This is a genomic window from Micromonospora sp. WMMA1949 (genome assembly GCF_027460145.1).
Taxonomy (GTDB): domain Bacteria; phylum Actinomycetota; class Actinomycetes; order Mycobacteriales; family Micromonosporaceae; genus Micromonospora.
In genome coordinates this window covers 3,889,808-3,912,198 of sequence record NZ_JAPZBG010000001.1, presented here as the reverse complement: position 1 = coordinate 3,912,198, position 22,391 = coordinate 3,889,808, and the positions used below count along the sequence as shown (strand labels likewise).

General features: G+C 72.4%; 29 protein-coding genes and 1 tRNA gene. 15 read left to right on the top strand and 15 right to left on the bottom strand.

Going from position 1 to position 22,391, the window contains the following annotated elements:
• The first annotated feature begins 10 nt into the window (after nt 1-10).
• On the top strand, nt 11-421 hold the full coding sequence (locus O7607_RS18510) for an HPF/RaiA family ribosome-associated protein (protein ID WP_269704486.1): 411 nt from the start codon (nt 11-13) through the stop codon (nt 419-421).
• Between the two features lie 157 nt (nt 422-578).
• Nucleotides 579-1,595, top strand: coding sequence for an alpha/beta hydrolase (locus O7607_RS18505; protein ID WP_269704485.1), 1,017 nt, complete (start codon nt 579-581; stop codon nt 1,593-1,595).
• An 87-nt stretch (nt 1,596-1,682) separates the two neighbouring features.
• On the opposite strand, the gene O7607_RS18500 is transcribed toward O7607_RS18505, so the two are convergent.
• Nucleotides 1,683-2,417: a hypothetical protein gene (locus O7607_RS18500; protein ID WP_269704484.1), complete on the bottom strand. Its 735-nt coding sequence runs from the start codon at nt 2,415-2,417 to the stop codon at nt 1,683-1,685.
• Between the two features lie 170 nt (nt 2,418-2,587).
• On the opposite strand from O7607_RS18500, the gene O7607_RS18495 reads away from it, so the two are divergent.
• Nucleotides 2,588-2,663: transfer RNA gene (locus O7607_RS18495), tRNA-Arg, on the top strand.
• Between the two features lie 66 nt (nt 2,664-2,729).
• On the opposite strand, the gene O7607_RS18490 is transcribed toward O7607_RS18495, so the two are convergent.
• From O7607_RS18490 to O7607_RS18480, 3 genes are all read right to left on the bottom strand, one after another.
• Nucleotides 2,730-2,975 carry a tyrosine-type recombinase/integrase gene (locus O7607_RS18490; RefSeq protein WP_269704483.1) on the bottom strand — a complete coding sequence of 82 codons (246 nt, stop codon included), beginning with the start codon at nt 2,973-2,975 and terminating at the stop codon, nt 2,730-2,732.
• 229 nt (nt 2,976-3,204) lie between these two features.
• A complete protein-coding gene (locus tag O7607_RS18485; RefSeq protein WP_269704482.1) occupies nt 3,205-3,984 on the bottom strand; it encodes a hypothetical protein in 780 nt (259 codons plus the stop codon).
• Nucleotides 3,981-4,508, bottom strand: coding sequence for a SigE family RNA polymerase sigma factor (locus O7607_RS18480; protein WP_269704481.1), 528 nt, complete (start codon nt 4,506-4,508; stop codon nt 3,981-3,983). Before O7607_RS18480 ends, O7607_RS18485 begins: the two co-directional genes overlap by 4 nt.
• Nucleotides 4,509-4,755: 247 nt before the next feature.
• Here O7607_RS18480 and O7607_RS18475 point away from each other — a divergent pair, with 247 nt between their 5' ends.
• The 3 genes from O7607_RS18475 (at nt 4,756) to O7607_RS18465 (ending at nt 6,808) form a co-directional block, all read left to right on the top strand.
• The gene (locus O7607_RS18475; RefSeq protein ID WP_269704480.1) at nt 4,756-5,343 is read left to right on the top strand and encodes a hypothetical protein; all 588 of its coding nucleotides are present in this window, start codon (nt 4,756-4,758) and stop codon (nt 5,341-5,343) included.
• Nucleotides 5,344-5,491: 148 nt separating this feature from the next.
• Nucleotides 5,492-6,127, top strand: a complete 636-nt coding sequence (locus O7607_RS18470; protein ID WP_269704479.1) for a hypothetical protein — start codon at nt 5,492-5,494, stop codon at nt 6,125-6,127.
• 171 nt (nt 6,128-6,298) lie between these two features.
• Nucleotides 6,299-6,808 (top strand): hypothetical protein, encoded by a 510-nt coding sequence (locus O7607_RS18465; RefSeq protein WP_269704478.1) that lies wholly within the window; start codon nt 6,299-6,301, stop codon nt 6,806-6,808.
• Here O7607_RS18465 and O7607_RS18460 read toward each other — a convergent pair.
• Complete coding sequence (locus tag O7607_RS18460) at nt 6,762-7,490, bottom strand: SDR family oxidoreductase (protein ID WP_269704477.1); 729 nt, start codon at nt 7,488-7,490, stop codon at nt 6,762-6,764. The genes O7607_RS18465 and O7607_RS18460 overlap by 47 nt on opposite strands.
• Nucleotides 7,491-7,564: 74 nt before the next feature.
• On the opposite strand from O7607_RS18460, the gene O7607_RS18455 reads away from it, so the two are divergent.
• Nucleotides 7,565-7,924 carry a MerR family transcriptional regulator gene (locus tag O7607_RS18455; protein WP_269704476.1) on the top strand — a complete coding sequence of 120 codons (360 nt, stop codon included), beginning with the start codon at nt 7,565-7,567 and terminating at the stop codon, nt 7,922-7,924.
• A 27-nt stretch (nt 7,925-7,951) separates the two neighbouring features.
• Here the strand turns inward: O7607_RS18455 and O7607_RS18450 are convergent, their stop codons facing one another.
• Nucleotides 7,952-8,803 (bottom strand): aminopeptidase, encoded by an 852-nt coding sequence (locus O7607_RS18450; protein ID WP_269704475.1) that lies wholly within the window; start codon nt 8,801-8,803, stop codon nt 7,952-7,954.
• A 121-nt stretch (nt 8,804-8,924) separates the two neighbouring features.
• On the opposite strand from O7607_RS18450, the gene O7607_RS18445 reads away from it, so the two are divergent.
• Nucleotides 8,925-9,371, top strand: coding sequence for a hypothetical protein (locus O7607_RS18445; RefSeq protein WP_269704474.1), 447 nt, complete (start codon nt 8,925-8,927; stop codon nt 9,369-9,371).
• Here the strand turns inward: O7607_RS18445 and O7607_RS18440 are convergent.
• The 3 genes from O7607_RS18440 to O7607_RS18430 are packed head-to-tail and all read right to left on the bottom strand — an operon-like array spanning nt 9,368 to nt 10,661.
• Complete coding sequence (locus O7607_RS18440; RefSeq protein ID WP_269704473.1) at nt 9,368-9,778, bottom strand: TIGR03618 family F420-dependent PPOX class oxidoreductase; 411 nt, start codon at nt 9,776-9,778, stop codon at nt 9,368-9,370. The two genes, O7607_RS18445 and O7607_RS18440, sit on opposite strands and share 4 nt — an antisense overlap.
• Nucleotides 9,779-9,790: 12 nt before the next feature.
• Nucleotides 9,791-10,171, bottom strand: a complete 381-nt coding sequence (locus O7607_RS18435; protein ID WP_269704472.1) for a hypothetical protein — start codon at nt 10,169-10,171, stop codon at nt 9,791-9,793.
• 49 nt (nt 10,172-10,220) lie between these two features.
• Nucleotides 10,221-10,661: an Rv0361 family membrane protein gene (locus tag O7607_RS18430; RefSeq protein ID WP_269704471.1), complete on the bottom strand. Its 441-nt coding sequence runs from the start codon at nt 10,659-10,661 to the stop codon at nt 10,221-10,223.
• A 73-nt stretch (nt 10,662-10,734) separates the two neighbouring features.
• Between O7607_RS18430 and O7607_RS18425 the strand changes: the two genes are divergently transcribed.
• From O7607_RS18425 to O7607_RS18405, 5 genes are all read left to right on the top strand, one after another.
• Nucleotides 10,735-11,535 (top strand): class I SAM-dependent methyltransferase, encoded by an 801-nt coding sequence (locus O7607_RS18425; RefSeq protein WP_269704470.1) that lies wholly within the window; start codon nt 10,735-10,737, stop codon nt 11,533-11,535.
• Between the two features lie 148 nt (nt 11,536-11,683).
• Nucleotides 11,684-12,859 (top strand): sensor histidine kinase, encoded by a 1,176-nt coding sequence (locus tag O7607_RS18420; protein WP_269704469.1) that lies wholly within the window; start codon nt 11,684-11,686, stop codon nt 12,857-12,859.
• On the top strand, nt 12,849-14,042 hold the full coding sequence (locus O7607_RS18415) for a hypothetical protein (protein WP_269704468.1): 1,194 nt from the start codon (nt 12,849-12,851) through the stop codon (nt 14,040-14,042). The genes O7607_RS18420 and O7607_RS18415 overlap by 11 nt, the downstream gene beginning before the upstream one ends.
• Nucleotides 14,012-14,728 (top strand): response regulator transcription factor, encoded by a 717-nt coding sequence (locus O7607_RS18410; RefSeq protein WP_269704467.1) that lies wholly within the window; start codon nt 14,012-14,014, stop codon nt 14,726-14,728. The genes O7607_RS18415 and O7607_RS18410 overlap by 31 nt, the downstream gene beginning before the upstream one ends.
• A gap of 75 nt (nt 14,729-14,803) precedes the next feature.
• Complete coding sequence (locus tag O7607_RS18405; RefSeq protein WP_269704466.1) at nt 14,804-15,547, top strand: hypothetical protein; 744 nt, start codon at nt 14,804-14,806, stop codon at nt 15,545-15,547.
• 47 nt (nt 15,548-15,594) lie between these two features.
• Here the strand turns inward: O7607_RS18405 and O7607_RS18400 are convergent, their stop codons facing one another.
• On the bottom strand, nt 15,595-16,347 hold the full coding sequence (locus tag O7607_RS18400; protein WP_269704465.1) for a lysophospholipid acyltransferase family protein: 753 nt from the start codon (nt 16,345-16,347) through the stop codon (nt 15,595-15,597).
• A 99-nt stretch (nt 16,348-16,446) separates the two neighbouring features.
• Between O7607_RS18400 and O7607_RS18395 the strand changes: the two genes are divergently transcribed.
• Both O7607_RS18395 and O7607_RS18390 read left to right on the top strand, forming a co-directional pair.
• Nucleotides 16,447-17,106 carry an alpha/beta hydrolase gene (locus tag O7607_RS18395; RefSeq protein ID WP_269704464.1) on the top strand — a complete coding sequence of 220 codons (660 nt, stop codon included), beginning with the start codon at nt 16,447-16,449 and terminating at the stop codon, nt 17,104-17,106.
• A gap of 9 nt (nt 17,107-17,115) precedes the next feature.
• Entirely contained in the window at nt 17,116-17,505 is a 390-nt protein-coding gene (locus O7607_RS18390; RefSeq protein WP_269704463.1) for a VOC family protein, read from the top strand.
• Between the two features lie 6 nt (nt 17,506-17,511).
• On the opposite strand, the gene O7607_RS18385 is transcribed toward O7607_RS18390, so the two are convergent.
• From O7607_RS18385 to O7607_RS18365, 5 genes are all read right to left on the bottom strand, one after another.
• Nucleotides 17,512-19,572, bottom strand: a complete 2,061-nt coding sequence (locus O7607_RS18385; RefSeq protein WP_269704462.1) for an amylo-alpha-1,6-glucosidase — start codon at nt 19,570-19,572, stop codon at nt 17,512-17,514.
• On the bottom strand, nt 19,572-19,943 hold the full coding sequence (locus tag O7607_RS18380) for an SCP2 sterol-binding domain-containing protein (protein ID WP_269704461.1): 372 nt from the start codon (nt 19,941-19,943) through the stop codon (nt 19,572-19,574). The genes O7607_RS18385 and O7607_RS18380 overlap by 1 nt, the downstream gene beginning before the upstream one ends.
• Before the next feature lie 159 nt (nt 19,944-20,102).
• Entirely contained in the window at nt 20,103-20,519 is a 417-nt protein-coding gene (locus tag O7607_RS18375) for a CBS domain-containing protein (RefSeq protein ID WP_269704460.1), read from the bottom strand.
• 64 nt (nt 20,520-20,583) lie between these two features.
• Entirely contained in the window at nt 20,584-21,252 is a 669-nt protein-coding gene (locus tag O7607_RS18370) for a TMEM175 family protein (RefSeq protein ID WP_269704459.1), read from the bottom strand.
• A 100-nt stretch (nt 21,253-21,352) separates the two neighbouring features.
• The gene (locus O7607_RS18365; protein ID WP_269704458.1) at nt 21,353-22,375 is read right to left on the bottom strand and encodes an aspartate-semialdehyde dehydrogenase; all 1,023 of its coding nucleotides are present in this window, start codon (nt 22,373-22,375) and stop codon (nt 21,353-21,355) included.
• Nucleotides 22,376-22,391: the final 16 nt, after the last annotated feature.

Genomic DNA, 22,391 nt, shown 5'->3' with positions numbered 1-22,391 from the left:
AGGCAGCGCGATGAGCGCCGTGGCGAACCCCGCGACCGTGGCCGAGTGCCTGCGGGTCGGCGCCGGGTTCTCCCAGGGCGACCGCAACTGGATCGCCGAACAGTTCGCGACCCTGGACGCCCGGCTCGCCGGCTTCCACGCCGACGCCACCGAGCTGGAGGTGTCCGTCAAGGATCGCGAGGCCCGGGGCCAGAAGGTGACCCTGGAGTGCTGGATCGCCGGGCGGCAGAAGATCGTCACCACCTCGTCCGAGGAGGATCTGCACGCCGCGCTCAACGACGTCCGGGACGACCTGCGCCGCAAGCTCAACGACGCGAAGACCCGGCAGGAGCCGCGCCACAACAAGCACCTGCGCGCCGTCGACCAACCCGAGGGCACCCCGTTGCAGGACGCCGAGCGCGAGGACGCCGAAACCGTCTGACGTCCGGCACGGCCCGCCCGCCCGGTGCCGGCGGGCGGGCCGCCCTGCGCCGAGGCGTTGTTAACAAGGGGCCCTTCCTCTACCGGAGGCGTTAACAAGGGCCCCCTCCTTTCACCACCCCTACCGCCGGGTAGCGAGGCGGCGTACCGTCGCGGTCGTGGAACCGGACGTGCTGGGCGCCCCCTACGAGCGGCGGACGATCGAGCTGGGCACCGACGACGAGGGGCCGGTGGTCGCGACCCTCGTGCGGCGGCGCGCCGACCGTCCGACCGGCCGCGCCGTGCTCTACGTGCACGGCTTCGTCGACTACTTCTTCCAGACCCACGTCGCCGACTTCTTCGCCGAGCGCGGCTGGGACTTCTACGCGCTCGACCTGCGCAAGTACGGCCGCAGCCTGCTCCCGCACCAGACCCCGAACTTCTGCCGCGACCTGAGCGACTACTTCCCCGAGCTGGACGCCGCCGCCGAGATCATCCGCGCCGAGGAGGGCCACGACACCCTCCTCGCCATGGGGCACTCGACCGGCGGCCTGATCATCTCGCTCTGGTCGCACGACCGCCGCGACGCCGGCCTGGTCGACGGCATCGTGCTCAACAGCCCCTTCTTCGACATCAACGCGCCCTGGATGGTCCGCCGGCCCCTCGCGGCCGCCGTCTCCCGCCTGGGCCGCAGGGCGCCGCAGCGTGTCCTGCCGTTCGGCCTGGGCACGGTGTACGGCGAGAGCCTGCACGCCGACCACCGGGGCGAGTGGCGGTACGACCTGGCCTGGAAGCCGCTCGCCGGGTTCCCGGTCCGGGCCGGCTGGATCAACGCGATTCGCGCCGGTCAGCGCCGCCTGCGGGCCGGGCTGGACATCCCGGTGCCGGTGCTGCTCGCCTGTTCCACGCGTAGCTTCCGGGGCACCAAGTGGCACGACAGCGCCACCGGCGCCGACGCGGTGCTCGACGTCGAGCACATGGTGCGCTGGGCGCCGCGCCTCGGCCGGCACATCACGCTGGCCCGCTTCGACGGCGGGCTGCACGACCTCACGCTGTCCAGTCCCGGCGTACGCGAGAAGGTCTTCGCGGAGGTCGGACGGTGGGCGGAGGGATTCCTGCGCGCCGGACCGACCGAACCGGAGCCGACAACGCCGCCGTCACCGCGCCGGCCGGCCGACGCGACCACCGAGGGCTGATTCGATCGCGCTACCCGGCCGCCTCTTGCTCGGCGGGCCCGGCCACCCAGGGATCGGCAGGGTCGGTCGGCTGGGCCGGGGGTCGGCTCAGTCGTTGACGACCGCCGCGAGCGCGGCGCGGATCCGGTCGAACGTGGCGACCGGGTGACCGCCCGCCCGCGGCGGCAGCACCACGCCCAGGCACCGCAGTGCCGGCCCGCCGTCCGGCCCGGCCTCGACCGCGAACACCGGCGCGCCCACGTAGCCCGCTGGTAGTTCCGTCGTGACCCGCACCTCGCCGCCGTCCCGGGCGACCCGCTCGACCACCGCTTCCAGCGGCCGCGACCCGCCGTCGCCGACACCGAGCGCCAGCACGAACGCCGAGGCGGGCGCCGCGCCGATCCGCGCGACCGCGTCGGCCGGCGCGGCCACCGCCTCGGTGACCTGCTGGGTACGCCAGCGCCAGCCCCGATCGTCGGCCCAGCCGTGCAGGCCGCCGGTCGGCATCGCGGCGAGCCCCAGTTCCGGCAGGTGCAGCCAGTGGTCGGCGAAACCGGGCAGGTCGATCGGCTCGTCCGCCCCCTCGGCCGGGTCGGTGACGCTCGGCCGCAAGCCGATCTCGCCGTACGCCCGGTCGGTGAGCGCGTCGGCGGTGAGCAGCCACTCGTGCGCGACCTCGCCGTCGTCGGTCGCGCCGACCATCTCGCTGTAGAAGAAGGCCGTGCCGAGAACGCCGGCCGGCGCGCCCGGCGCATCCGAGCCGGTGAGGGGCAGGATCGCCCGCCCGAGGAGCTGACACAGCTCGAAGACGATCTCGTTCTCGGTTTCCTGGTCGAGCAGCATCCGACGAGGGTACGGATCGCGTCCCGCCTGGCCCGCGCGGGACCCGCCGGAACTGTGGTGCCGGCCCGGACCCCGGCGTGGGACGCTGAGGGGCGGAACGGACGCGCCGACCCGTGCCCCCGGCCACGTGCGGACCGGCGGTACCCTCTTGGCGCGACGACCGTCGGCGCGCGCCCGTAGCTCAGCGGATAGAGCAGGGGACTTCTAATCCCAAGGCCGCAGGTTCGAATCCTGCCGGGCGCACCACCGTTATCGCAGGTCGGCGGCTTGGCGCTCGGTCGAATCGATCACCACGACCCACGTACGGCCAAGTCAGCCGACGAAGTGCTGCGCGGCCTCGTCCACGGCGGCCCGCTCGATCTCCCACAGGACGTGGGCGTAGGTATTCGTCGTCAGGCGGATCTGGCTGTGACCGAGCACCTTCGTCACCGTCCGGGGCGAGGCACCGGAGACGAGCAGGAACGTCGCGCAGGCGTGGTGCAGGTCGTGCAGCCGCAGCCACAGTCGAGGCCGCCGCCGGACCTTCTGCCACGTCCGGTCGATGTGGTCCGGATCCATCGGCGTACCGACCTGGGCGGGAAGACCAGACCGTGATCCTGCTACCGCTCCCCCGCCGCACGTCAAGACGGCCCGCGAAGCGGGCCGCGCCGGCCTGTGACGCTGGGGACGACCAGCACCTGAAGACCCCGGGGCTCTGCCCCGAGCCCCGGGCCTCCTCAGAGATCAGATCCTTCGCTCTTGACGTTGTCGATGGACAGCGATGCACGCGTCGCCGGCCGGCCGCCGTTCAGTCCAGCGTGAGCGCGGGATCCAGGGCCACCGCGGTTAGCTGCGCGAGGGTGAGGGGTGGGTTCTCCCCATCGGCAGCCATGGTCGCTATCAGGCGCGTCCCGTCCGACCGCTCGACCGCGATGCCGTAATGAGTCGAGAACCTGTCGCTGGTCGGTGCAGTGGGCATTCCGCGGAGTGTCAGACTCCGGTTCTTGGGCGACGACGTGATCGGGACCTGGCTCGATGCTGTCCGGATTTTCTCGCCGGCCGGTCCCGTGCTGTCGACGCAGCTCTTGCCCTGGGTCTTCTCCGGAATGCAGGGAACGACCCGACGGTCCCAGTCCTGCTCCACCTGCAGCGAGAAGTATCCGGTCCGATCGCCGGCACGGATCGGACCCTGCCCGAAGTAGAGTTTCGTCGAGTTGACAGGGTTCCACGTCACCACGTCGCCGTCCGACGGCCAATCTTTGGTGATCCATTCGACGTCGGGCGCCTCGCGCTCCAGCGCCGCGAAGACGGCAAGGTCATTCGTGCTGAAGGTCTTCCCCGGTTCCGGGCGTGGGGTCCGCGCCGGCTGTGCAGTCGGGCTCGGGGAGGACGACGATGTCGGTAGGTCCGGCCCGGACCCGCCAACGATGGCGAGCGGGACGGCGACCCCGAGTACCGCAGCGGCCACCAAGGTCGCCAGCCGGTGCCGCCGACGCTGCTGGCGCTGCTGGCGGATGACCTGCTCTACATCGATAGAGGTGGGTGGGATCTCGCCGACCGCCTCCCGGAAAACCGTCTGATAGCTCATGCTTCCCCTCCGTTCCTCGCCCGAATCCGCGTCCCGTCCCACGTCGCCAGCAGGCGTAGGCTCTCCAACCCCCGTGCGGCCTGGCTCTTCACCGTGCCGGTGCTGATGCCCAGGACCCGCGCCGTCTCCTCGACCGACAGGTCGCACCAGAACCGCAGGACGATCACTGCCCGTCGGCGCGGCGGCAGCTGGGACAGCAGGTCGAGGAGGTGTTCCCGGTCGGCCAGCGCAGCCTCGGAGAACTCCGCGTCCGCCCGCTCGGGCGGGTTGTCGGTGCTCCGTTCGCGCCGCCACGGCCGGCGCCGTTCGTCCAGCCAGGCGTTGGTGAGCATTGCCCGGACATACGCGTCGACGTTCTCCATCGCGCGGACCCGGTGCCAGTGGCGGTACAGCTTCCCGATCGTGATGGACACGAGGTCGTCGGCGGTGTGCCAGTTACGGCATAGCAGGTACGCCGTCACTCGCAGCGTTTCCAGGCGGGCCGTCACGAACTGCCGGTACTCGTCCTCGTCGGCGCGATTCATCGCGCCACGTCTCTTGTCGGTCTCATATGTGGGGAACGGTACGGCTGGCCGAGGAGGTTGCCCTCGGCCGGAAAGGATCGTCAACGACGGACCGGCTGACCAGGCGCGTGATCGCCTGACCAGCCATCCGCGATCTTCTTCAAGTCCCAACGCCGCAGGTGCGAGTCTCTCCGGGCGCCGCGGACGGGCCGTACGGCTGGCACAGAAACCCATCAATAAATCGCCTCGAACGCTTACCCTGTCGCGCGTGCCAACCGATATCTACGGCTTTTTCGAGGTCCGGCATCCCCATGCCGACGCGGACTGGCACGGGCGGGAGTCGTGGTTGTGCATGATGCCGCTGTCCCCGCTCTACGACGATGGCGACTACACGGCGTTCGGTTGCCTGTTCGGTGTGCGGAACTGGCTCGGCTGGGAGCCGGTTGCGGCTGGCCGCGGCCTGCCGGCGGAGGTATCAAGCCCGGTACGAGCCGACTACGACGAGGCCGTGCGGATGGATGCTGCCATCCATGGCGCTACCTGGGTTTCCTGGGCCGAGTTGCGTGACCTTGACATGTCGGTGCCTCCTGCGGCCTGCGGGGTGCTGCGCGTGCACGAGGCGCCGGGGCTGATTCGTCAGTTCCGGGTGGTTGACGAGTGGCCCGCCGAGGTCGTTGGGAAGTATGGCGTTCCTCCGGTCGGCACATCGCCTGCCGAGGTCACCGGGCCGCTGGGAAGAAGCCGGGGTCGCGTTCGAGTACGGGCCGATGACCCGGCAGGACGTCGTCGGTCCGGGAACCGGGTGGGAGCACGTCTTCGCCGTGATGCGCGCACTGGCGCAGCGCTTCGGCGATGACGGCGTGCGCCTGGTCGTGTGGTTCGACTAGAGCGGCGGGCGCTCAGCAGAAACGGCACGCTCGCGGCTGTACAGCCAAGTCGGCGGACGACGAAACACGCTGTCATGCCGATAGCCGCGCGTGCCTTGCCGCAATAGCGTGGTCGGCGTGACGGAGCCTGACTACAGCCTCGCGAAGATCAGGGTCCTGGAGTTCGACGACTCCGTACGCAAGCGGCCCGGTATGTATTTCGGGGTGGGCAGGGACGATCCGCGTCTGGCGACTCGGGTGCTGTGCACGGTCGTGGGGCACGCGTTTCATCCGGCCACCCGGGTCGCCGCGAGCCACTCACCCGACGTCGTAGCGGAGATCACCGCTGATCTCGTCTTCTCGGTGACCGACGATCAGGCGGACGTCCTCACCGGCCCGGGCATGCCGAGGCTCGGCTACTACGACTCGCTGCTCACCAGCGAGCGCTGGTCGAGCGCCGCCGCGGCGGCGGTGAGTTCGCAGACCACTGTCGAGGTCTGGCGACACGGCCACGGCTATCGGCAGCGCCTCGTCGGCTTGCGGCCGGTCGAGCCACCTGCGGAGTTCTCCGCTCCCGTCGGAGCCGGCACCCGTGTGGCCTTCGTCCTCGATCCCGCCTACTTCGGCTCGGCCGCGATCACCACCGATATCGCCGGCCTCGACGTGCACGGCCCGGACTGCACCGACACCACCGGGTCCGGCACGGTCGTCATTCGGGACCACAGAGAGCGGCGTCGAACTCGTGCGGGTCGAGCGTCCGGTACCGCGCGATGAACGGCTCCAGGTCGAGGTCGGTGAGGGCGGCGGCGACGTCACGAACTTCGGCCGGCGTGTTGAAGCTGACGACGTAGTCGTCGCCCTGGTGCATCGGCAGGCCGTAGGTTCCGGGCGTTCGGGCCATCACCGCCGGTTGAGCCACTCCTGTGCCTGTAGGTTGTGGACGCCATGGAGTTCCCCGAGTTCGCGTTGATGGTGGCCTACGTCTTCCTGGTGCTGCTCGCGCTGGCGTGGCCGTTGCTCGTGGTTGGCGCCGTCGCGCTGCCCCTGTGGGGTCTGCTCGTCCTGGTGAACGCGCGAAGGCGAAGGAGCACTCCCGCCCCGGCCAGACGGCAGAGACGTGCCGGATGGTTGCTGATCGCCGGGCCGGTGCTGACGGGACTCGCCTCGTACGGTTACGGACTGAGCCGAATGCCGTCCGGATTGCCGACCGATCCCGACGACAGGTGTCGGATCGCGATGGGTGGTGACATGCCGTACGACCCGGAGCGAGCCGGCGGGTCGTCGTCCATGTGGCCGCTGCATGACACCACCTGCGGGCCGGAGTTGGTGCCGGGGTTCGTCAACCCGTTGGTAGCCGGTTCGGCTGTCGTGTCCGTGGTGCTCGTCGCGATCATGGCGTGGATGACGATCAGGCCGTCGTCAGCGCCGCCAAGGCCCGGTCCATCGCGGCGTTGAACTCCTCCGGGGTCAGCGTCAGCCGGGACTTGACGTCGCGGCTCCACTGGTCGGCGAGCACCTCGGCGGCGCCCGCCTCGACGCCGTCGAGCACCGCGTCGGCCAGATCCGACGGCGCGATCTTGTCGACGGGCCAGCCGGCTGACATGTCGGTGTCGGCCAGGCCGAGGTGTACCGCCGTCACGAGCGTGCCCTGGTCGGCGAGTTCCAGGCGTACGCCGTTCGTCATCGCCCACGCGGCGGCCTTGGTCAGGTGGTAGGCGCCGGCACCCCTGGTCCCGAACCACGACATGGCGGAGAGCACGTTCACGATTCCGCCTCCGCCGTTGCGGGCCAGCGCCGGGGCGAAGGCCCGGATCATCTCCAGGTGGCCGAGCACGTTCGTCTCCACCTCGTGCCGCACCGCGTCCAGCGAACCGGTCACCAGGTCGGTTCCGGTCTGGATTCCGGCGTTGTTGACGAGCAGCGTGACGTCCGGGGCGGCAGCGGCGACGGCCCGTACGGATGCGGGACTGGTGATGTCCAGCGGCAGCACTTCGACGCCTGGTAGGTCGACGGTTTCGGGGCGGCGGGCGGTCGCGTAGACCTTGCGGGCGCCGCGTTCGAGCAGGCGCTGGGCGAAGGCGCGGCCCAGGCCGCGGTTGGCTCCGGTGACGAGGGCTACCGAGTTGGTGATGTCCATGCCCGGTACGCTAAAACCTGACGTTGACGTCAGAGGCAAGTGCGGACCGCCCGGATCGGAGTGAGAGGAGCCACATGCCCGAGACCCTGATCCGTATCGGCGAGGTGGCGCGCGGCGCCGGTGTCTCGGTGCGCGCCGTGCGCTACTACGAGGAACAGGGTCTCCTCGTCCCCAGGCGCAGTGCGTCCGGCCAGCGCCTCTACCGGCCGGACACGGTCACGCTGGTGCGCTTCATCCAGCAGATGTACGCCGCCGGCCTGACCAGCAGCCGGATCGCGGAGCTCCTGCCGTGCTGGGACTCCGGGCACACCGACCCCGCGCAGCGGGCGATGCTGCGCGCCGAGCGCGAGCGCATCCAGGCCAAGGTCGACGACCTGCGGGCCGCACTGGACCGCCTCGACGAGGTCATCGCGATCACCGATTCGCACCCGTAGGCGCGACCGCCCGCGCAAGGGGGAAGACTACGGACGGGCGTTCTCGCGGGAAGCACGCAACGCGCCGACGACCGCCAACCCCGCGCCGCCGAGCGCGACAGCCGTTTCCACCGCCGAGGACACCTCAAGGGCGCTTCCCGCCGGAGCACCCACGCTCACCATGACTCCCGGTTGCAGGAAGGCGTCCTCGGCGGGCTCGACAAGCGTCCACCAGCTCACCCACATGGGGGCGAGATCCGCGCAGGCCCGCACGGCGACCAGCGCCAGCAGGACCATGCCCGCCGTGAGAAGCCCGCGCCGGTCTCCCCGCCATCCGGACGACGCCAGCACCGCGGCGGTCACGAGAACGGCGAGCAGCGTCGGCTGCAGCGCCAGGAGCAGGTCGAGCAGCGGCGGGTCGCCGGGCGTCGCCGCCACGCTCAGCCCGCACCAGACGAGCACTGCCACCGCCAGGACCGCCGTCACCACCCCCCGCCGTCCGCCGCGTGCCGGCAGCGCCGGCACGGCAAGGGCAAGCAGGAGTACGCCGAGAGCCAGGCCCCAGGCGGTCAGCCGCTGCCGGTCCAGGCCCTCCCGCAAGCTCTCCAGCAGGTGCGCCAGCGTCGCCGCCCGACTCCCCGCCGACTCGCCCGCGTCCGCCGCCTGTTCCCGGTGCCAGTGCAGGTTCGCGGCTGCCACCAGTGCGAACAGCCCGGCGCCGGCGGCGACGCTCCACCTCACCCGGGGCGCATCGGAAGCGGTGAGCGCGTGGCCGCACAACGCCGCCAGCGTGACCACCGCCCACAGGAGCGACGCTTCCCGCATGGCGAGCAGTGCCGCTCCGACCGACAGCAGACCGGCCACGACCGCGGCGACTCGAAGGCCCGACGACAGACGCATGGCGGAGACAGTGGCACAGGAATCCTGGTCGCGTTGACCCGCCGGTTTCGTCGGTGGTCTCGGGCATGATCGCGTGCGCCGCCGGACGTGGCGGCGACGAGCGGGATCACCGGGAGGCAGCGTGGGCGCATCGGGATGGACCTACTTCGTGGCGTACCAGCCGGACGCCCAGGCCGCGTTGGACGAACTGCGCCGACAGGTCTTCGAGGCCGGCGACTACTGGTGGGCGGTGCCGGGCGGGTTCGGCGCTTCCGCCGCCGACTTCCCGGACCGTCCCCGCAGCGAGGAGGAGCTGTGGGCGGACGAGCGGGTGCAGGAGTCCGGCACACACTCCATCCTCGACATGACGCGGGTGCTGGCCGACGGCGAGGAACCCGGCTTCGGGGCGTTCCAGCGGGTGACGGAGGCCGAGGCGCTCGCCCGAGCGGGCGTCGCCCGGCCGACCCGCGCTCACGTCGAGGCGCTCGAGCCGCTGGCCGAGCAGCGCTGGTTCGGCCGGTACGCCGTCCTGCACGACGACGCGGGTGCCCCGAACGAGCTCTACTTCTGGGGGTTCTCCGGGGACTAGCGTGCCGCGCCGGCGAGCAGCCACCGCCGGACGGGCACCTCCAGCAGCACCCGTTCCCCGTCCGGTGTGACCGGCTGCCGGATGTCCCATCCCCCGTACTTCTCCGCGAACGCCGTGACGATCGCGGGCGGGAAGCCGCTGCGGTGCACGCGAGCCTCGCCCTCCGCGACGACCGGGTGGACGCCGTCCTCCAGGGCGAGCGAGACGCGGGGGTCGGCCGCCACGTTTCGGGCCTTGACGCTGCGGCCCTCGCAGCCGATCCACCAGACGTCGTCGGCGTAGACGAACCACACCGGCGTGACGTGCGGGGAGCCGTCCCGGCGCAGCGTGCAGAGCCAGACGTTGCGCTCGCGGGCGAGCCGGTCCGCGACGGCCGGCGGGAGCGGGGTGGCGGGAGATGAGGCCATGCGACAAGTGGATCAGGTGTCACGCGGCGACTGAAGAGGTTCGCCTCCGGACGGGCCGGCCCGCTCCCGGCGAGCCGCGTGCCACACCCGCATCCCCATGACGGTGAGCAGCGTCAACGTGAGCACGCCGACTGACTGCGCGGTCCGGTCGACGCGCTCGCTGATGCACCTGCGGAATGCCAGATCCAGGTAGGTGTCCCTCTCCTCCGAGTAGGGCTGGTTGCGCCAGTGCCCGAGATCCATGGCGACCGCGTTGCCGCAGCTGGTGCCCACCGTGTGGTCACCGAAGCCGATCCGGATCGGCATGAACAGCAGCAACGCGATCACGACCGCGCCGAGCAGCACCACGAGGAAGGGGCCGGGCCGCAGGACCGGCGGGGACTCCGCAGTCATCCCGCGGAGTATGCCTGCCCGGCGCCCGCCCCACCGCCCCGCGACCGGCTCACTCGCAGATCCGCCACTCCCCGTCCTCCTTGACCATCGGGAACGACTGGGTCACGTTGGTGCCGGTGGCCGGGGTGAAGCGGATGGTCGTCGACCCGCTCACCCGCCCGTTGTTGTTCGACACGTTGAGCCCGGTGATCTGGTAGTCGGTGAACTCCGGCTGGGAGGACTGCTGCCGGGTGAAGTCCTCCTCGCTGACCCGGTCGCGTACGCGGGAGCAGAGCTGCCGGTACGCGGCGGGATAGTCGCGGTCGACGATCGCCTCGGCATAGGTCTGCGCTGTGGACCGGGCCGGGCCGGTCGCTTCCTGCACGGCACGGAAGAGGAAGAATCCGGCGAGCACACCGCCGGAACAACAGATCGCCAGCACGACGCCGAGCACGATGAACAGGGTTCGCTTGGACTTCTTCGGCGGCACCATGGCCGGCTGGTATGCCATACCCCGCAGGGTAGGAAACCTCGGCAACCGTAAACCGGATGCCGCAGCTCCGCTTCTCGTCGACGATCAGGGGATGCCCGCACACCGTCCACCCGAGCCGGACGTCCGCCGCTACTACACCGATGTCTACGTCGAGGCGGACCGGCTGGAGGGGTCACCGCAGGGCCGGCTGGAGGCACGGCGTACCCGAGACCTGCTCGCCCGCCTGCTGCCCGCCGCACCGGCCGACGTGCTGGACGTCGGCGGTGGTCCCGGGGCGTACGCGGGTCCGCTCGCCGCGGCCGGTTACCGGGTGCACCTGGTCGACCTGGTGCCCGCACACGTGGCGGCGGCGCGGTCGGCGTACCCCCTTGTCGGCGCCTCGGTGGGTGACGCCCGCGCGTTGCCGGCGCCCGACGCGGCGGCGGACGCGACGCTGCTGCTCGGGCCGCTCTACCACCTGCCCCGGCAGGCCGACCGGGTGGCGGCGCTGCGCGAGGCGGCGCGGGTGACCCGGCCGGGCGGGACGATCGTGGCGGCGGCGATCAGCCGCCACGCCGCCCTGATCGACCTGACCGCGCAGGGCCGCCTGGACGACGACAACCGGCAGTTGCTGCGCGCCGAGTACGAGACCGGGGTGAACGATCCGCGTACCGGCTTCACCACCGCCTTCTTCCACCGGCCGGAGGAGTTGGCCGCCGAGTTCGTCGCCGCGGGTCTGCCCACCCCGCAGGTGTACGGGGTGGAGGGTCCGCTGTGGCCGCTGCTGAACGCCCTCGGCACCGGGTCGCACGAGCGGTTGTTCACCGACGCGCTGGCCTGCGCCGAGACGTTCGAGCGGGACGCGGCGATCCTCGGCGCCAGCGCCCACCTGCTCGCCGCCGCGCGCCGCTGATCGCCGGGCCGGACGGCCGGCTGCTTTACGCCGGAGCGAAACTCGTCAAGCACCAAGGGTGACCAGTTCCGACAAACCGTGTTATTCTCCAGCGTCAATCTCTGCCGCGCGGACCCGGCCGGGTCGCTACCGGAAGGACATCTCCCCGATGCCGGTCGCTGCCGCCGTGCCCATGCCACGGCCCCCGCTGGCCCGCCCGGCGGGTGACGCGTTCAGCCTGATCTTCACCACCCTGCCGGCGCTGCTGCGGCTCACCTGCGGCGTGGTCGGCGCGGTCGTCGCCCTGTCGGTGCGTACGCCGCCGGTGCGGGTGGCGCTGTTGATCCCCGCGGTCGTCGTGCTCACCGCCTGGTCGGTCTGGTACGCGTTCCGCGCGTTCCGGCACGGCATCGGCGGCGCGCTGGTCGCCGGTGACGTGGCGCTGACCACCGCCGCCGCGATCGCCGTACCGTGGCTCGTCGCGCCGGAGGTGCTGCCCGGCGAGGCGAGCTGGATCGCGGTGCTGGCCAGCTCGACAGTCATCAACACGCAGGCCACCGCCCCGGCCCGCTGGTCCGTGCCGGCCGGCCTGCTGGTCACCGCCGCGTACGTCACGGGCGCCACGCTGGCCGGCGACCCGGCCGAGGCGCGGGCGCACGCCGGGACGCTGCTGGTGCAGACCGGCAGCACGGCGGTGATGACGGCGGTGATGCGCCGGCGGATCGCCCGCGCCGACGCCGCGTTCGCCGACTACCAGCGGTTGTCCCACGAGGCGGTGGTGGCGCGCGCCGCCCGCGAGGCCGAACGGCGGCACAACCGCGACCTGCACGACACCGTCCTGGGCACGCTCACCATGGTCGGTCTCGGCGCGGTGCCGGACTCGGCGACGTTGCGCGAGCGGTGCGCGGACGATCTGCGTACCCTCACCGCGCTGGCGGGCGCGCGGACCGCGACCGCGACGGGCGAGGCCGACCTGGACGAACGGTTACGCGAGGTGCTCGCCGCGACGCCCGGGCTCGCGGTGACCGCGACGCTCGCGCCGTGCCGGCTGCCGGCGGAGGTCGCCACGGCGCTCGCCGACAGCACCGCCGCCGCGCTGGCGAACGTGGCACGGCACGCGCCGGGCGCGGCCACGTCGCTGCGCCTGGCGCGCGAGGGTGGCACCGTCGTGGTCGAGGTGGCCGACGACGGTCCCGGTTTCGACCCGGCCACGGTCCCGGCGCACCGGTACGGGCTGCGCGAGTCGATCCACGGACGGATGGACACTGTGGGTGGTCGGGCCCTGGTGACTTCCGCCCCTGGCGCCGGTACCCGGGTTCGGCTGGAGTGGTCCGATGGCGACTGAGTCGGGTACGGCGGCGGCCGGCCACGCGCTGCGCCCGCTGCCCCGGCCGCGGGTGGCGACGCGCTCCGGAGCCGACGCCGCTCCGCCGGAGGCGCACGCGGTGGCCGACGCCTCGGACCAGGGCGCGCGGATCGCCGTGATCGTCATCGCTGCCGCCTGGCACCTGGGGGTCGCGTTGCCGGCCGTGTTGCGGGCCGGGCAGGGGATGGCGGCGCCCGCGGTGGTGGCGGCCGGCTGGCTGGTGACCGCGCTGGTCGGGGTCGGGACCGGGGTGCGGCTGCTGCGCGGCGGCCTGCCGCCGGCCGGGCCGCTGGCCGTGGCGCTGCTGGTGGTGGACGCGGCGGTGGTCGCGGGGGCCGGCGAGCGGTTCCTGTTCAGCACCGCCAACTGGGTGTGGGGCGGGCTGGCCTGGTTCTTCCTGCTGGTGATCTGGCGGCGGCCGGTGCCCTGGCTGCTGCTGATGCTCGCCGCGCACGGCGCCGTCGCGCTGGCCGCGGTGGTGCTGTACGGCGCGACCGCCCCGGCCGATCTGAGCCGGACGGCGATGTACGTCTACGGCACCTCGACCCTGCCGGTGGCGGTCTTCGTCGGCGCGGCGGCGATCACCGCGCAGGCCCGGGACCGCGCGGCCACCGCGGCGGCGGTGCTTGCCGTGGCGGCGGAGCAGGAGGCGGCCGAGCGGGCACGCACCGAACGGCAGGCGCGGCTGGCCCTGGTCAGCGGCACCGCCGAGGAGGTGCTGGCCGAGCTGGCGGCGGGCGACGCCGACCCGGCCGACCCGGCGGTACGGCGGCGGGCGGTGCTGGCCGCGGCCCGGCTGCGCCGGTTGATCGCCGAGTCGGACGACGTGCCGGACGCGTTGCTGCACGAACTGCGCGCGGCCGCCGACCTGGCCGAGCGCAACGGCCTGCCGATCGACCTGGTGTCGGTCGGCACGCCCCCGGAACTGCCGGTGGAGATCCGGCGCGGGCTGGCCGACCCGCTGACGGCGGCGCTCGCCGCCGCCGAGGGCTGGGCCCGGATGACAGTGGTGGCGAACCCGGACGAGGTGGTGGTCAGCCTGGTGACACCGGATCACGACGGCCCGGACGAGCCGCCGACCGGCGGGGACGGGCCGGTGGAACACCTGCACGAGCGGGACGGGGAGATCAGATGGACGCAGACCCGCTGGCGGCGGACGTGAACGCCGGGACCCCGATCGGGGTGGCGATCGTGGACGACCACCCGGTGGTGATCGACGGGGTGCGCGCCTGGCTGGCCGGTGAACCCCGGTTGCGGGTGCTGGCCACCGGGGACGACCCGGACGAGGTGCTGCGGGCCGCGCCGGACGCCGAGGTGGTGCTGCTCGACCTGCGCCTGCACGGCCGGATGGTGCTGGACAAGCTGGCCGAGCTGAGCACGGCCGGGCGCCGGGTGGTTGTGTACTCCGAGCACAGCGACCCGCAGACCATGCTCGCCGCGCTGGACGCGGGAGCGGTCGCGTTCCTGGCCAAGCACGAGGGCCGCGAGCACTGCGTGGCCACGGTGCTGGCGGCGGCGAGCGACAGGCCGTACGTGCCGCCGGCGCTGGCCGGTGCGATGGTCGGTGACGCCCGCCCGGATCGTCCGTCCCTGTCGGACAAGGAGCGCGAGGCGCTGCTGCTGTGGTTCCAGTCGATGTCGAAGGCGTCGGTGGCCCGCCGGATGCAGATCAGTGAGCACACGGTGAAGCAGTACGTCGACCGTGCGCGGATCAAGTACACCCGAGCGGGGCGTCCGGCCGCCACGAAGGCGGCGTTGCTCGCCCGGGCGATCGAGGACGGACTCGTCCGACCGGAAGATATCGGCATCTACCGGTCGCAGGCGTCGGCCGACCGGCCGACCCCCTAACAGGCGTCATGACAGTCACCCCAGGAATCCGGAAGGCTCGTCCGTACCGCCAACCGTCACCGGGGAGGTCGTACCGTGCCGGAGGACGCCACACCCTTCTTCGTCGGACCGCACCGGTTCGACGCCGACGACGACCCCACCCGTCCGGTGCTCGACCGGCGCTACGAGCTGGTGCCGGAGCCGGGCGAACGCCTGCTCGGTCAGCACTGCCTGCGCGTCGCCGGTCACCTGCTCGGCCCGAGTGAGGACGTCCGCTGCTGGTCGCTGCCCGGCCCGGCGACGATCACCGTGACCGACCGCCGGCTGGCGTACGTCTGCACCGGCTCCGACCTGTCGGTGGTCTCCGGGCGGGACAGCCGGGCGGGTGCCCGGCACCGGCGACCGGTCCGGCTGTCCCGCCTGGTCAGCGGTCAGATCCGCTGGCAGTGGCCGTCCCGGCTGGAGCTGGCCGAGGTCGGCGACGGCACCGCCGAGCTGCGCGTCGTCTGCGACGCACTGCGTACCATCCGGCAGCCGGCGCTGGCGCTGACCGGGCCGGTCGGTCCGGTCGCCGCGCTGGCCCGGCAGGTACGCCGAGCGGTGGCCGGATTCCGGCTGGCGCACGCCGAGCTGGTGGACCTGTCCCCGCCGGAGCGGGACGTCCTCGCCGTCCGGGTGGCCGCCTCCCCCGGCCCGACGCTCGGCACCGTCATGCTGCCGGGCTCGCTGCCGGTGGAGTTCCTGTCCCGCGACGACTACTACCGCCCGGCCGAGGCCGAGGCGACGCCCTGGTCGTGGTCCGGCTTCCCCGCCCACGACCAGCCCGGCTCCGCCTGCTGACGCTCCCGTCCGGAACCCGAGCGCGAGCGCGCAGAGGGCGGGCGCGGTCAGGAGGCGCTGCGGGTGCGGCGCTCGGACCGGTCCAGCTCGACGGCCTCCTCCGGGGTCGGCGCGCTGCCGCCCAGGTGGGCCGGCTGCCACCAGGTGTCGTCCGGGCCGGACGGCTTGTCCGGGTACTCCCGCTGGGCCCGGTCGACCAGCGCCGACAGGCGGGTCCGCAGCTCGGCGGTCATGGCCGTGGCGTCCGGGTAGGCGGACGGGTCCATCGGCTCGCCGACGATGATCGTGATCGGCGTGTGCCGGCGGGTCAGCGTGCGCGGGCGGCCCTTGGTCCACAGCCGCTGGGTGCCCCAGAGCGCGACCGGCAGCAGCGGCACGTTCGCCTCCTGCGACATCCGGGCCGCGCCGTTCTTCAGGTCCTTCACCGTGAAGGAGCGGCTGATCGTGGCCTCCGGGAAGACGCCGACCACCTCGCCCCGGCGCAGCGCGCTCACCGCGGCGGCGTACGAGCCGGCACCGGCGGCCCGGTTGACCGGGATGTGCTTCATGCCGCGCATCAGCGGGCCGGAGACGCGGTGCCGGAAGACGCTGTCCTTGGCCATGAACCGGACCAGCCGCTTCGCCGGGTGCGCGCCGTAGCCGGAGAAGATGAAGTCGAGGTAGCTCACGTGGTTGGAGGCGATCACGGCCCCGCCGGTGGGCGGCACGTGCTCGCTGCCGGACACGTCCAGGCGCAGGTCGAGGAGCCGGAACATCGTCTTCGCGGCGGTGATCACAGGTGGGTACACGAGTTCCGACATGTCGAAACTTTACCCCGAGTAGGTTACGCGACCGTAGGGCCGATCTGCCCTCGGCAGACCCGGGTCGCGCACCCGCCCGGGCGCGGCGACGATGGCCTCATGACCGAACGCGCGGTGCTGCTCTGGATCCACGGCGGAGGCTGGCGGGCCCGCGCCGAGGAGGACGGGACGGCGCTCGCGTCCCTCGGACTGCGCGTGGTCCCGGCCTCGTACCGGTTCTCGCACCAGGCGCGCTGGCCGGCCCAGCTCGACGACGTCCGTGCCGCCTCCCGGGCCGCCCGGGCGGCGGCGGGCGGGCTGCCGCTGCTGGTGGGCGGTGACTCGGCCGGTGGGATGCTGGCCCTTCAGCTCGGCCTGCGCGGGGTGGACCGGCCCGGCGACGTGGCGGGGGTGCTCGCGTACTGGGCACCCGTCGACCCGCTCGACCCGGAGCAGCGGCGCCGGCGCGCGCCCGGCGACGACCCGTGGACCGACCTGCTGGGTCATCCGCCGGCCCCGGGCGATCCGGCCACCGTCGACGCGACGATCGCCACCCACCTCGGCTCCGGCGTACCGGTGCTGCTGGTGCAGGGGCGCGACGACGAAGCGGTGCCGGCCGCCCAAGCGGTCGAGCTGACCGGCCGGCTGCTCGCCGCCGGGCACCCGGCGCATCTGTGGCTCACCCACGGCGGTCACTCGCTCGACCTGGCCCGGCCCGACCTGCGCGCGGCTGCCGCCGCGTTCCTGGACAGCGTCCTGACCGCCGCCGCTGACGACTAGGTTCGAGGCATGCCTGACCTCGCCGCGATCGTCATCCACTGCCGCGACCCCTACGTGCTCGCCCCGTTCTGGAGCGCGGTCACCGGGCTGCCGGTGGTCGAGGAGGACCGCGTGAAGCTCGCCGAGGGCACGCTCGCACCGACCGAGGCGGTGCTGCTGCGCGATCCGCACGGGCGGCGCCCCGACCTGTGGATCAGCCCCGCCGAGATGCTGCCGGAGCCCGGCCGGATCCACCTGGACCTGGTCGGCGACGCCGAGGAACGGGCCGCGGTGCTGGAGGCGGGCGCCACTGTCGTGCGGGAGCTGCCGCGCTGGACCGTGCTGGCCGATCCGGAGGGCAACGAGTTCTGCCTGCTCCCGCCGAACGAGGCGCACACCGCGTCGCCGCCCGGGCACTGACCGGGCTCAGTCGGCCAGTTCCTCGAGGTTGAGCCGCCCCCGGGCGAACGCGTCCACCCGGCCCCAGCGGCCCGGGATGTCCAGCACCTCGATCCGTCCCATGCCCACCGGCAGCCGCGGGTCGACAGCCAGGTGCTGGTCGTGCGGCTCCAGCCCGAGGATGGTGCGCAGCAGCAGCAGCGGCGCGCCGGTCGACCAGGCCTGCGGGCTGCACGCGGTCGGGTACTCCACCGGGAACTTGGTCAGCTCGCGCTGGTAGCCGCCGAACGCCTCCGGCAGCCGCCCGTCGAAGTAGGTGGCCGCCTCGAGGATGCCGTTGGCGACGGTGGCGGCCTCCTCGGCGAAGCCGTACCGGCGCAGGCCCCAGGCGACGAACGAGTTGTCGAACGGCCAGATCGTGCCGTTGTGGTAGCCGATCGGGTTGTAGCGGACCTCACCCTCGGCCAGCGTCCGCACCCCCCAGCCGGACCAGAGCCGGGGACCGACCAGGTGTTCGGCGACCTTCGACGCCCGCTCGTCGTCCACGATCCCGCTCCACAGCAGGTGGCCCATGTTGGAGCTGAGCACGTCGCACTGGCGCCCGTCCGGGTCCAGCGCGAGCGCGTAGAAGCCGCGGTCGGCGACCCACCAGTCGTTGTTGAAGCGCCGCTTCAGCTCCGCCGCCTCGCGTTCCAGCTGATCGGCGTACGTGGGGTCGTCCCAGAACTCCCGGGCCATCCGGGCGGCCCGCACCTTCGCGTCGTACGCGTACCCCTGCACCTCGCAGGTGGCCCGCGGGAACGGCGGCAGTGTGCCGTCGGCGTACGAGATGGAGTCCCACGAGTCCTTCCAGCACTGGTTCTCCAGGCCGGTGTCGGTGTTGCGCCGCTCGTACCAGATGTAGCCGTTGCCGAGCAGGTCGGCGTAGTCGTCGATCCACTTCAGCGCCGCCCGGCACTCCCGTTCCAGTTCCTTGACCAGCGCGCCGTCGCCGCTCCACCGCTCGTACTCGTCGAGCAGCACCACGAACAGCGGGGTCGCGTCCACCGAGCCGTAGTACGGCGAGTGCGGTTGTTCCTCGAACGCGGCCGTCTCGCCGTACCGCATCTCGTGCAGGATCCGGCCCGGGTCCTCGTCCCGGAAGTCGTCGAACCGGGTCCCCTGCAGCGCGCCGAGGATGCGCAGCGTGGTCTTCGACATGTCCGGCGCGAACGGCAGCACCTGGAGGCAGGTGAGGATGCTGTCCCGGCCGAACATGGTCATGAACCAGGGCAGGCCGGCCGCGGGCAGCGTCTGCCCGCCGAGCGACAGCGGCGAGAAGCGCAGCGCCGCGAGGTCGACCAGGCTCCGCCGGTACGTCGCCGCGAGTTCCTCGTGCTCGCTGTTCAGCTTCGGGGCCCGGCTGATCCACTCCTCCAGGTCGTGCTGGAGCGCGAGCCGCTCGGTGCCGTGCGCGCGCAGTCCCATCCGCAGGTCCCGGCCGCCGGGGCCGATCGCGAACGTCTGCACGTCGATGACGGCGTCCCACTGCTCGTTGGGTTCCAGCCGGATGCTCCAGGCGAAGCCGCGCTGGTCGTAGCGGGCCGGCCGGTTGGCGGAGAGGAGCGTCTCGCGCCGGAAGTTGCCGCGCCGGTAGCCCAGGCGCAGCCGGTCGGACTCGGCCTCGGCGTAGTGTTCGCCCTTCTTGTTCAGGATCTCGTCCTTGACCTGGAACAGGTCGGCGAAGTCGGACCCGGCGTCCATCCGGACCTCCAGATCGACCGCCTTCTCGTCGTGGTTGAGGATGGTCAGCGTCTCGCGGAAGCTGCCGCCCACCGCCCGCTCCCGGATGACCGACAGCTTCGCGTCGATGTAGTGCGTGGCCACACCGGGCACCAGGAAGAACCGGGCCTCGTAGTACTGCAGGTCGTCGTAGGAGAGCGCGTTGAGCCGCTCGCCGTTGACGGTGAGCACCCACTTCGACAGGTACCGGGTGTCGAGCGAGAAGAGGCCGGTCGGCTCGCTCGGTGTGGCCTCGATGTCGCCGGTGTCCTCGCTGACCACGAACGTGTTGCCGTCCAGGATCCGGACGGTGTTGCTGCCGGGCATCAGGCACCCCTCCCGCTGAACGTGTGGTGCGGTCCCCGGGAGTCCGGCGGGCCGGGGAAGACCCGCTCGACCTGCAACACGAGCCGCAGGTCGCCGACGACGGTCATGTCACCGCGCAGCAGCGCCGCGATCGCGTTCTCCTCACCGCCGACCAGCTCGGCGAACAGACGCGGCTCGGTGCCCACCACCGTGTCCGCCTCGCCGTCCTCCTGGCGGACCCGCAGGTTGCCGTGATCGATCTCCAGCAGCCAGTGCGTGGTGTGCGGGCCCTCGTGTAGGTCGAAGCGAAGCGTTCCGGATGTCTTGACCAGCAGGGGCTCGAACCCCCGCCGATCCAGGTCCTCGAAGAATCTCGTGGTCATGTCCACCATCCGGGCGACTCCTCCCGCGATCCGCGGTCTCCTGTCCGAGGCCCGTGTCCCCACCCGTTCCGGGGCCAACCTCGCCCGAACCGGGTGAGCGCGGCGCCACCGCACACACGCGCGACGCCGGCCCCCGAACCGGGAGCCGGCGTCACCGCGTCGGTCAGGTCAGTTGTTGGGGTCGTCGGCGCTGATGTCCGCGAGCACCGACTGGGGTTCCCGCTCCACCGCCAGATCACCCATGGAGATCAGGCCGACCAGGCGGCCGTCGTCGACCACCGGGAGGCGGCGGACCGCGTACGTGCGCATCAGGTCGGCGGCGGCCACCGCGTCGTCGTTCTGGCTCACCGTCACCACGTCCTTGCTGGTGATCTGGTTGAGGCGGGTGGCGGTGGGGTCCATGTTCTCGGCCACGCCGCGTACCGCGATGTCCCGGTCCGTCACAATGCCGACCACGTCGTCGCCGTCGGTCACCACCACGTCGCCGATGGCGCTGTCGCGCATCTCCTGCGCCGCGGCGATGAGCGTGTCGTTGCCGTCCATCGTCACCAACCGGGTCGTCATGAACTCTCCGACCGTTGTCATGGTGCTCCCCTCTCGGTGTCGGCACGGCCGTCTACCCGCCGCCGCAGGCGGGGTAACGCACGCATCACCGCCGGGGGTACAGGCGTCGGCGCAGGTCGTAGGAGCCGTTGCTGGACAGCCCGTAGAAGATCGGCAACAGCAGGAGCACCGCGAGCGCCGCCGGCACGCTCAGCAGCACGCCCACCAGACCGGCGATCGCGTACGCGAGCACGCCGAGCAGGGCCCGGACGCGTTCGGCCTCGAAGAACCGCGCGGTGACGTGCGGCTCCAGCAGTTCCCGGTGCCGGCTCAGGTAGTGGTAGAGCCAGAGCCAGGTCATCGACAGGATCACGCCGACGAGCGCGTACGCGGACACCGCGACCCGTTCGTCGACGACGTCGCCCTCCTCCACGGCGCGGGAGACGAGCCCGGTGACGAACGGCAGCAGCGCCACGCTGAACAGCACGCCGAGGTTCGCCCAGTGCAGTCCCCGGTCGGCGCAGCGGACCCGGTGGAACGTCCCCTTGTGGTTCAGCCAGTTGACCGCCACGTACAGGTACGACGTGACGTAGGCGAGGTAGACCGGCCACTGGTCGAGCAGGGCGCGCAGCATTCCGCCCGGCGCCGTCTCGGGCACCCGCAGGTCGAGCACCAGCAGCGTGATGACGATGGCGAAGACCGCGTCGCTGAACCCGATCGCCCGGACCGTGTCCGAGCGCGTCCCGGCGTCCCCGGTGTCCCCTTCGGCCGTCATCGGCACCCCCGCCCTGCCGGCGCGGGGCGGCCGGCGACGCGGGGGCATACCCGCTGCGGGAGCGTCCGTGCCGGGTGGCCCGGCACGGACGCCCACGGGGTCAGCGCTCGGCGGCGACCAGCTCGGCGAGCTGCACGGCGTTGAGCGCCGCGCCCTTGCGGAGGTTGTCGTTGGCGCAGAACAGCGCGAGCCCGTGCTCGACGGTCTCGTCGGCCCGGATCCGCCCGACGTACGTCGGGTCCTGGCCGGCCGCCTCCAGCGGAGTCGGAACGTCGCGCAGCGCCACGCCGGGCGCGCCGTCGAGCAGCTCACGGGCGCGGGCCGGGTCGATCGGCCGGGCGAACCGGGCGTTGATCTGCAGCGAGTGGCCGGTGAAGACCGGGACCCGCACGCACGTGCCGGAGACCTTCAGCCCGGGGATCTCCAGGATCTTGCGGCTCTCGTTGCGCAGCTTCTGCTCCTCGTCGGTCTCGAAGGAGCCGTCGTCGACGATCGAACCGGCGAGCGGGAGCACGTTGAAGGCGATCGGGCGGGCGAACGAGCGCGGCGCCGGGAACTGGACCGCCCCGCCGTCGAACGCGAGCCCGGTGGCGTCCTCGGCCACCTTGCGGACCTGCTCGTCCAGCTCCGCGACACCGGCCAGGCCGGCGCCGGAGACCGCCTGGTAGGTGGAGACGACCAGGCTGACCAGCCCGGCCTCGGCGTGCAGCGGGCGCAGCACCGGCATCGCGGCCATCGTGGTGCAGTTCGGGTTGGCCACGATGCCCTTCGGGCGGTCCGCGATCGCGTGCGGGTTGACCTCGGCCACCACCAGCGGCACCTGCGGGTCCATCCGGAAGGCCGAGGAGTTGTCGATCACCACCGCGCCGGCCTCGGCGACCCGGGGAGCCAGCTCCTTCGCGGTGCCCTTGCCCGCCGAGAAGAGCACGATGTCCAGGCCGCGGTAGTCCGCGGTGGCCGCGTCCTCGACGGTGACCTCGCCGTCGCGCCAGGGCAGCGTGCGCCCGGCCGACCGGGCCGAGGCGAACAGGCGCACCTGCTCCGCCGGGAACTCGCGCTCCGCCAGCACCTGCCGCATGACGCCACCGACCTGACCGGTGGCTCCCACAATGCCGATCCTCATGCCCGCGAGGCTACCC